Annotated in this window: 8 protein-coding genes; 2 read left to right on the top strand and 6 right to left on the bottom strand. The window is 64.0% G+C overall.

Annotated features, from left to right (window positions below):
* Positions 1–79 precede the first annotated feature (79 nt).
* From ACFI9K_RS24735 to ACFI9K_RS24715, 5 genes are all read right to left on the bottom strand, one after another.
* Positions 80–688 (bottom strand): class F sortase, encoded by a 609-nt coding sequence (locus ACFI9K_RS24735; protein WP_462665954.1) that lies wholly within the window; start codon positions 686–688, stop codon positions 80–82.
* Positions 675–2,528 (bottom strand): hypothetical protein, encoded by a 1,854-nt coding sequence (locus ACFI9K_RS24730; RefSeq protein WP_462665953.1) that lies wholly within the window; start codon positions 2,526–2,528, stop codon positions 675–677. Before ACFI9K_RS24730 ends, ACFI9K_RS24735 begins: the two co-directional genes overlap by 14 nt.
* A gap of 274 nt (positions 2,529–2,802) precedes the next feature.
* Positions 2,803–4,029: an MFS transporter gene (locus tag ACFI9K_RS24725; RefSeq protein WP_462665952.1), complete on the bottom strand. Its 1,227-nt coding sequence runs from the start codon at positions 4,027–4,029 to the stop codon at positions 2,803–2,805.
* Complete coding sequence (locus ACFI9K_RS24720) at positions 4,026–4,487, bottom strand: MarR family winged helix-turn-helix transcriptional regulator (protein WP_462665951.1); 462 nt, start codon at positions 4,485–4,487, stop codon at positions 4,026–4,028. Before ACFI9K_RS24720 ends, ACFI9K_RS24725 begins: the two co-directional genes overlap by 4 nt.
* A gap of 76 nt (positions 4,488–4,563) precedes the next feature.
* Positions 4,564–5,163 (bottom strand): Rv1733c family protein, encoded by a 600-nt coding sequence (locus ACFI9K_RS24715; RefSeq protein ID WP_462665950.1) that lies wholly within the window; start codon positions 5,161–5,163, stop codon positions 4,564–4,566.
* A 131-nt stretch (positions 5,164–5,294) separates the two neighbouring features.
* Between ACFI9K_RS24715 and ACFI9K_RS24710 the strand changes: the two genes are divergently transcribed.
* Positions 5,295–5,933 (top strand): lysoplasmalogenase family protein, encoded by a 639-nt coding sequence (locus ACFI9K_RS24710; protein WP_462665949.1) that lies wholly within the window; start codon positions 5,295–5,297, stop codon positions 5,931–5,933.
* Here the strand turns inward: ACFI9K_RS24710 and ACFI9K_RS24705 are convergent.
* Complete coding sequence (locus ACFI9K_RS24705) at positions 5,901–6,353, bottom strand: hypothetical protein (RefSeq protein ID WP_462665948.1); 453 nt, start codon at positions 6,351–6,353, stop codon at positions 5,901–5,903. The two genes, ACFI9K_RS24710 and ACFI9K_RS24705, sit on opposite strands and share 33 nt — an antisense overlap.
* Positions 6,354–6,442: 89 nt before the next feature.
* Here ACFI9K_RS24705 and ACFI9K_RS24700 point away from each other — a divergent pair, with 89 nt between their 5' ends.
* On the top strand, positions 6,443–7,231 hold the full coding sequence (locus ACFI9K_RS24700) for an SDR family oxidoreductase (RefSeq protein ID WP_462665947.1): 789 nt from the start codon (positions 6,443–6,445) through the stop codon (positions 7,229–7,231).
* The last annotated feature ends 79 nt before the right edge of the window (positions 7,232–7,310 follow it).

Raw genomic sequence — 7,310 nt, 5'->3', positions numbered from 1 at the left:
CAGTGATCGCGGAGTGTTCATTCCTCAATCATAGTTATGATGCGCATGAATACAAGGCCTAGTAGTCCGGTGGCTGGGTTCAGCGAACGAGCTGCGCGACGACGACGAAGTTGTCGTCGGTGGGTTCGCCGCCCTGAACGTCACAGTTGGCCAGGATCAGTCGACCCGGTACCGACTTGCGGAGTTCGTTGTCGGCGAGCAGTGATCCCTTCGGAAGTGGGCCCACCGTTTCGACGGCATATTCCAGAGTTCCGCTGGCAGTACGCAACACGACGGTGTCGCCGGGGGTCACCACGCGTAACGCCTTGAATGGGGCGTCGCGCTTCGAATAGTTGTGTCCAGCAACGACTACCGTCTGTTCCGTCGAGGTTCCCGGCATCCCGCTCTCGGCCCACCACGCCGGTAGTTCGTCCACCGGGTTCAGTACTTGACCGCTGGCCCCTCCGCGGTAGAGCGGATCGGGATGGATGGGACTACTCAGATAGGTAGTGCCATCCGAGGACCGGAGTTCGATGTACTCAGGCTGAGCGGGTGCGACGTCGATCGCCGGTGCAGCCGCCGAAATCTGCGACTGCACCGGCGATCGATCGGGTGCGGCGATCCCGGCTTCCTCACTCGCACAACCTGATACGAGTAGAACGAAGGCCAGGATCGCCGTCCACAGCCAGCGGTTGTTACGAGGTGGCATCGGTGGAGCTGCGACGACGCAGGTAGAACGCGCCACCCGCGGCAGCCACGACGACCACTCCGACTCCGGCCAGGATCACCGGGGTGTTCGACGAGCTGTCCGATGCGCCCGACGCCTCGTCCGAGGAATCGCCGAGTGCCAGGTCGACCGGCGGGAGATCGCCGGCGACGCTGACGACACCGTTGGCGTCGGTGGTGAAGTAGTCCGCGACGGTGAACGATCCGTCTTCGTTCTTGACGCCGACGAGCGAGACTCCGGTCTTGTCGACGACGACGGTGGTGTCATCGACCTGGGTAACCGGAACATCTTCCTTCACGGTGTTACCGAGGTTGATGGTCCACTTGAACTTCGGTCCACTGGCAGCCAATTCGGCGGCGTCGGCCTTGAGATCGGCCTCGGCCTTTGCTGCGGTGTCTGCCTTCGTCTTGGCAGTTGCCGCATCGGTTTGCGCAGTCTTCAGTGCACCCTGGGCTTCGGCAACCTTGTTCTTAGCTGTTGTCACGGCGTTGTTCTTGGTCTGCAGGTCCTCGGCGGTGGTGGTCACCAGCGCGTCGGCAGTCTCCAGAGCCTTTGCCGCGTCGTCGGCCTTCTTCTGCAGCGCAACGACGTCACCGTCGCCGGCAGCCAACGCGGTCTGCGCGTCGGCGTATGCGGTCGCCTTGGCCTCGGCATCGGCCTTTGCGTCATCGGCCGCGGTGCGAGCCGCTGCCGCTGCCTTCTCGGACTCGGTATCTTCTGCCGTGGCTGCGTCTGCAATGGCTTGAAGATCTTTGGCATTCTGCTCGGCCGCCGCTGCAACTGCCGCTGCAGACTGAGCTTCGATGTTCAGTGCCAACGACTTTGCTGCCGTGGCTGCTGCAGCCCGGGTAGCGGCGAGCACCTTGGTGAGGTTGAAGTTCTTGAAGGAGTCCTGCAACGCCTTCACGGAATCTTCGACAGCCTTGTTCGACGCGTCGGCGTTGGCCTTGGCGGTTACCGCGAGCTCTGCTTTCGCATCGGCTTCTTCGCGAGCTGCTGCAGCCTTGGCGTCGGCTTCCGGGTCGCCCGAAACAGCTGCGGCTTCGAGGTCCTTAGCGATCTTTTCTGCGTCCGAGGCTGCGGTTGCTGCGCTGTCGGCTGCGGACTTGGCCTCATCGGCCGTAGTCTTCAGTTCGGCTGCGGTTTTCTTCGCTGCGGCGACGTTCGCGCTGGCCAGCTCGCTTTCGAGCTTGGCGTTCTTGGCTGCCACGACGGCTGCCTTGGCCTTGTCGTCGGCATCGGCCGCCGCGACTTCGGCCTTGGTGGCATCCGTGCTTGCGGTGGCCTCGGCGGTCTTTGCGGCTTCGAGCCGCGCCTGTGCGGCGGTGGAGTCGGCGACTGCTGCTTTACTGGCCGCTTCGGCGTCGGCAATTGCTTTCTTTTCGGCGTCCGACAGCTGGGGGATGATGTCGAGGCTGACGGTCGCGGTGCCGTCCTCGTTCATGACTATGCCGGGGACGATCTGTGGCAGGGGTCGGTCGGTCGACGGGGCGACCGGCACCGGCTCGGCGACGCGGGCGGCGTCTCCCTGGCCGGGTGCGGGAACTACGGCGGCGGGCTGCTGTAATTCGGCAGTGCCATCGGTGGTGCCCGCACCGGATTGTTCGGCAGGTGCGCCCTCCTCGCCGGTGGGCGTTCCGGAGTCGGTGCCGCCTTCTTCGGCGGGCGGCTGCTGCTCTACTTCCGAACTGTCGGTGGATGTACCGGGCTCATCCTGAGCACTGGCGATACCCGGCGCAACGATGGAGAGGGACAGTGCCATGGCGGCCCCGGCAGCGGCGAGGCGCGCCTTCTTGGACCTGGCGATCGACTTCTGCGACATGAAGATTGTGGCCCTTCGGTCAGTGGCAGCAACGTGCTGCGCGCACCCGTCCTCCCACGCGGAACGAGTGTTGTTGGTGAGTCACACGAACAACCGTGATGGGGGAACCGTAAACCAACCGGCCGGTCCTACATACGAAAAAGAGCTTTACCAGTAGTTTGGTTATGAAAGTGTTACGGATGAGACTCATGTGGCAAAAGGGGCTGCAGATACGACGCGACGGCCGAGATCAGTGATCTCGGCCGTCGTGAAGAGCAGTTGCAATCGATCGGATTCAGTCGCCGACCGTCACCGCGCGGGCTTCGTCGATGCTGTGCGGTGCCGGTTCGTGATCGTCCACGTGAGCGAGCACCTTTCGTCCGGTGGCAAGGACGACGATCGCCAGTGCCGTGCACGCGGCACCCACCCAGAACGGAGCGTGCATGTTCGATTCGCCCAGCTTGCCGGCCAGGTACGGGGCAGCGGCACCGCCGGTGAAGCGCACGAAGCTGTAGGCCGCCGACGCCGTCGACCGCTCGACCGGTGCCGAGATCATGACCGTCTCGGTGATCAGGGTGTTGTTGACGCCGAGGAACAATCCGGCCACGACGGTTCCCACGATCAGGACCGTCTTGTTCTCGGTGAACATCGCCATGACGCCCAGATCGACGGCGAACAGCAGTAGCGCGAGCATCATCATGTTCAGCGTTCCGAAGGCGCGCTGCAGCTTCGGTGCGACGAACACCGACGCCACGGCCAGGCACAGGCCCCAGCCGAAGAAGATGAACCCGATCGAGTAGGTACCCATGTCGAGCGGAAACGGCGTGTACGCCAGCAGGGTGAAGAAGCCGTAGTTGTAGAGCAGCGCGGTGATCCCGACGGTCAGCAATCCGCGGTGCCGAAGCGCCCGAAACGGATCCAGAATCGATGTGGTGCGCGCCGGCTTCGGGGTGTCCGGGAGCATGACGATGAGCAGGATGAACGCGACGGCCATCAGTACGGCGACGCCGAAGAACGGTCCGCGCCAGCTGAATCCGCCGAGCAGGCCGCCGACCAGCGGGCCGGTCGCGATTCCGATGCCCAGCGCGGCCTCGTAGAGGATGATCGCGCGAGCAACTCCGCCGGACGCTGCGCCGACGATGGTCGACAGTGCGGTCGCGATGAACAGTGCGTTGCCCAGTCCCCAGCCTGCGCGGAAACCGATGATTTCGCCGACCGATCCGGACGTGCCGGCCAGAGCGGCGAAGACGACGATGACGGCCAGGCCCATCAGCAATGTGCGCTTGGGCCCGAAGCGGCTCGACACCACGCCGGTGATCAGCATGGCGACGCCGGTGACGAGCATGTAGCTGGTGAACAGCAGCGATACCTGGGACGGCGAGGCGTCGAGTTGCTCACCGATGGGCTTGAGTATGGGGTCCACGAGGCCGATGCCCATGAAGGCGATGACGCTCGCGAACGCGACAGCCCATACCGCGCGCGGTTGTTTCAGGAGGCTGTCGGAGGAGGTGCTGGCAGTCACGAAAGAGTTCCTCTCATTCCGTGATCGACGGGCTCGAGGATGCTGCGAAGCTCGCTCAAACCGTCGGTCAATTTTTGGATCTGTTCTGGGTCGCGGTCGGACAGGTACGGGATCAGCCCGTCGACGAGGTGGCGTCGACCATCGGCGAGCCAGCGGTGGCCGGCCTGGGTCATCTCGATGAGTACCGCGCGCGAGTCGTCGGGATCGGAGCGGCGAGTGACGAGGTCTGCGTTGCTCAACTTGGCGAGCAGCGCTGTCGCCGATGGCTGGGAACACCGGTCCAGTTCGGCGAAGGTACTGATGCGTAGCGGTTGATACTCCTCGAGCAACGACAGGGCTCGCATCCATGCTCGCGGCCATTCGTCACTGCCGAACCGGGCGGCCAATCGGACGAAGCGCGACGAACTGGTGACCAACTGCGAAAGCAGGTCCCGGATGTCTTCGTCGGAGTGACTCACGGATTTATTGTTGCATACACTAACTATCTATCGCAATACGGGCGCAGCCACCGGGAATCCGAGGGGCTGGGGGCCGTCAGTGCCGGCTGAGGAGATCGGCGATGTCGCGATCCCACTCCGCATAACGTCGACCGTCGTAGCGCAAGCGCATCAGGTGGTAGAAGCCGATGAGAATCACCGCGGCCAGCAACCAGCTGCCCAGCGTGTTGAAAATGAACGCTGCAACGACGTCGGACGACGTCAGGGGCCGCACACTCAGGTTGCCGCTGTTGTCGACCCAGATCGGGGTGCTGGTTCCTACCGGAGAACCGGTGTCGACGCTGACTCGCCCAGTGTGCTCGACTCCCCGGAAGACCCAGCGCGAGTCGACGGCAATTGCGGCTGCGGACCCGTACGAGCCGTACTCGGTCGATGCGACGGGGGCCGACTCCGCGAGGGCCGTGGTGGTGGCGGTGACCTGATGAATCGAGCTGACCTCGTTGTTCATGCGCTGTTGCTGACCTGCATGTGCGCTCGACCCGATCCACAGCGACACCGGAATCATGACGATCAGTAGCGCAGTGACCCAGTGTTTGATGCGGGATTGAACGACATCGCAGTCGCGGAGCAGTGGGTTCGGGTACGACGAGAAGTCGGTGTGTGCCGAGCGGTCCTGCCCGGTCAGTTTGCGACGCATGATGATCCCCACTACCTCGAAACGATTCCGACCGACCGTTCCACGATGACGACCTGACCTGCGAGTATCAAGCAGGAGGGGTCAGCGTCACATGTGATGTCGGTTGTGATGGGTTCGAGAGAGGGAGTTCGATGATCGTCGACCGGATGCGCGTCGCCCGAGCTGCTGCGCTGGTTGCCGGGGCGGTGACGGTGGTCGGAGCCTGGACCGGCTCGACGAAGTTGCAGCGTATCGCCAAGCCGCTGATCGTTCCTGCATTGGCGACCGGGCTCGATCCGGCTCGCGACCGAATGCTGTTGACCGGGCTCGCCGCGGCGACGGCAGGTGATGTTCTGTTGATCGATCCGGACGACGATGCCGCTCTGGAATGGGGTGCGCGCGCATTCGCGCTGATGCAGGGAAGCTACACCTGCCTGCTTCTTCGCCGGGGTGTCCGGCCGACGCCGATCGACGCGATTCCGCGGTACGCCGGGTGGGCGGCCGCGGCGGTTCTGCTGGCCCGGCGTCAGCCCGCGGTGGCGTCGACCTTGACGGCCTACGGAGCTGTGTTGGCGACGACGTCCACACTGTCCGCCGTGTCCCCGGCCCGCGGCGGCGATCGTCGGCTGATTGTCGGCGGCACCCTGTTCACCGCGTCCGATGCGCTGATCGTGTTCCGCCGACTGTTTCTCACCGACGAACGCCGGCGGCGGACAGCCGAGGCGATCATCCTCTCGACGTACGTCGCAGCGCAGGTGCTACTCGTCGAGGCGCTGCGGTCGGGGAAGTAGAAGGACGCGTTCACGATGGGACGGGTCTACGCGAACCGCGATGACGGTCCCCGGCTCGAATCGGGCGGTGTCGGCGTCGGGGATGTCGTAGACGATCTTGCCGAAGTAGCTGTTCGAGCCCGGCACGGTGAATTCCAGGTCCAGCTCGGCAGTGTCGTCGTCGATCCGGCGGATGGCTTCCACCGTCGCCCAGCCTTCCACGCCGTGCTCGATCAGTTCCCGCTGCTCACGCGTCGGACGTCCGGCGATCATCATCGCCAGCCCGAGTGCCGCGCCGAATCCGGCGACCAGGGCTGCGAGCTGATACGGAAGCGTTCCGGATGGCGTTCGAGGGTTCAACCAGCCGATCCAGATCGCCAGCACGATCGCGTACACGATCGTCACGATGACGACGGCGCGAACAATTCTCGTGTTGTTCACTTCGACACTCCTGGACCGCGTGCGGCGGTGATTCGATATTCGACGATAGGGGGTTACCGGTAAGTAGGGTTACATGTACGGTGTTCGGTGTGACTCGACCAACTGTCTTCATCTCAGGCGCAGCAGCAGGTATCGGCCGCGCAACTGCCCTCAAGTTCGCAGCCAGTGGCTACCTCGTCGGTGCGTTCGACATCGACGAGACCGGCTTGGCGTCACTCGGCAAGGAGGCTGCTTCGCTCAGTGGCCGCGTTGTCACCGGCACCTTGGATGTAACCAACTCCGACCAGTGGGAAACCCAGTTGAAGGAGTTCGTCGGGGAGGGTGACGGTCGACTCGACATTCTGATCAACAACGCCGGAATTCTTGCCGCGGGTGCCTTCGAGGACATGCCTCTGTCGGTGCACCGCCGCCAGATCGACATCAACGTCAACGGCGTCATCTACGGCACTCTCGCAGCCTTCCCCTACCTCAAGGACACCCCGGGCGCGCAGGTCGTCAACTTGTGCTCCGCGTCGGCCATCTACGGTCAGCCGGAGTTGGTGACCTACGGCGCGACCAAGTTCGCGGTGCGCGGCATCACCGAGGCGTTGGATCTCGAGTGGAGCAAGTACGACATCTCGGTGAAGGCCATGTGGCCGCTGTTCGTCCAGACGGCAATGACCCAGGGCGTCTCGACGGGAACCACGAGCTCGCTGGGCGTCAAGCTCACCGTCAAAGATGTGTCCGACGCGATCTACGCCGCCACGCGTCCGGTGAAGCGTCGCTTGCACAAGGTGCATTTCCCGGTCGGCTTGCCATCGAAGGCGCTCTCGCTCGGGTCGCGCTTCTCGCCCGCATGGCTCACGCGTGAGGTCAACCGGCGCCTGAGCCACACCTAGGACTTCTCGCCGAACGATGCCGGCGGTCCGCCGGTATCGTCGGTCTTTCGAGCAATCGGTGTCGAAAGGTGGGTCGGGG

It is taken from the genome of Rhodococcus sp. PSi06 (assembly GCF_054960675.1).
The sequence above is the reverse complement of the archived record's forward strand: the minus strand, read 5'-3'. Positions and strand labels throughout refer to the sequence as shown.

Coding starts and splice junctions, on each gene's coding strand:
- ACFI9K_RS24735 (WP_462665954.1), bottom strand. CDS start 688: ATGCCACCTCGTAACAACCGCTGGCTGTGGACGGCGATCCTGGCCTTC.
- ACFI9K_RS24730 (WP_462665953.1), bottom strand. CDS start 2,528: ATGTCGCAGAAGTCGATCGCCAGGTCCAAGAAGGCGCGCCTCGCCGCT.
- ACFI9K_RS24715 (WP_462665950.1), bottom strand. CDS start 5,163: ATGCGTCGCAAACTGACCGGGCAGGACCGCTCGGCACACACCGACTTC.
- ACFI9K_RS24710 (WP_462665949.1), top strand. CDS start 5,295: ATGATCGTCGACCGGATGCGCGTCGCCCGAGCTGCTGCGCTGGTTGCC.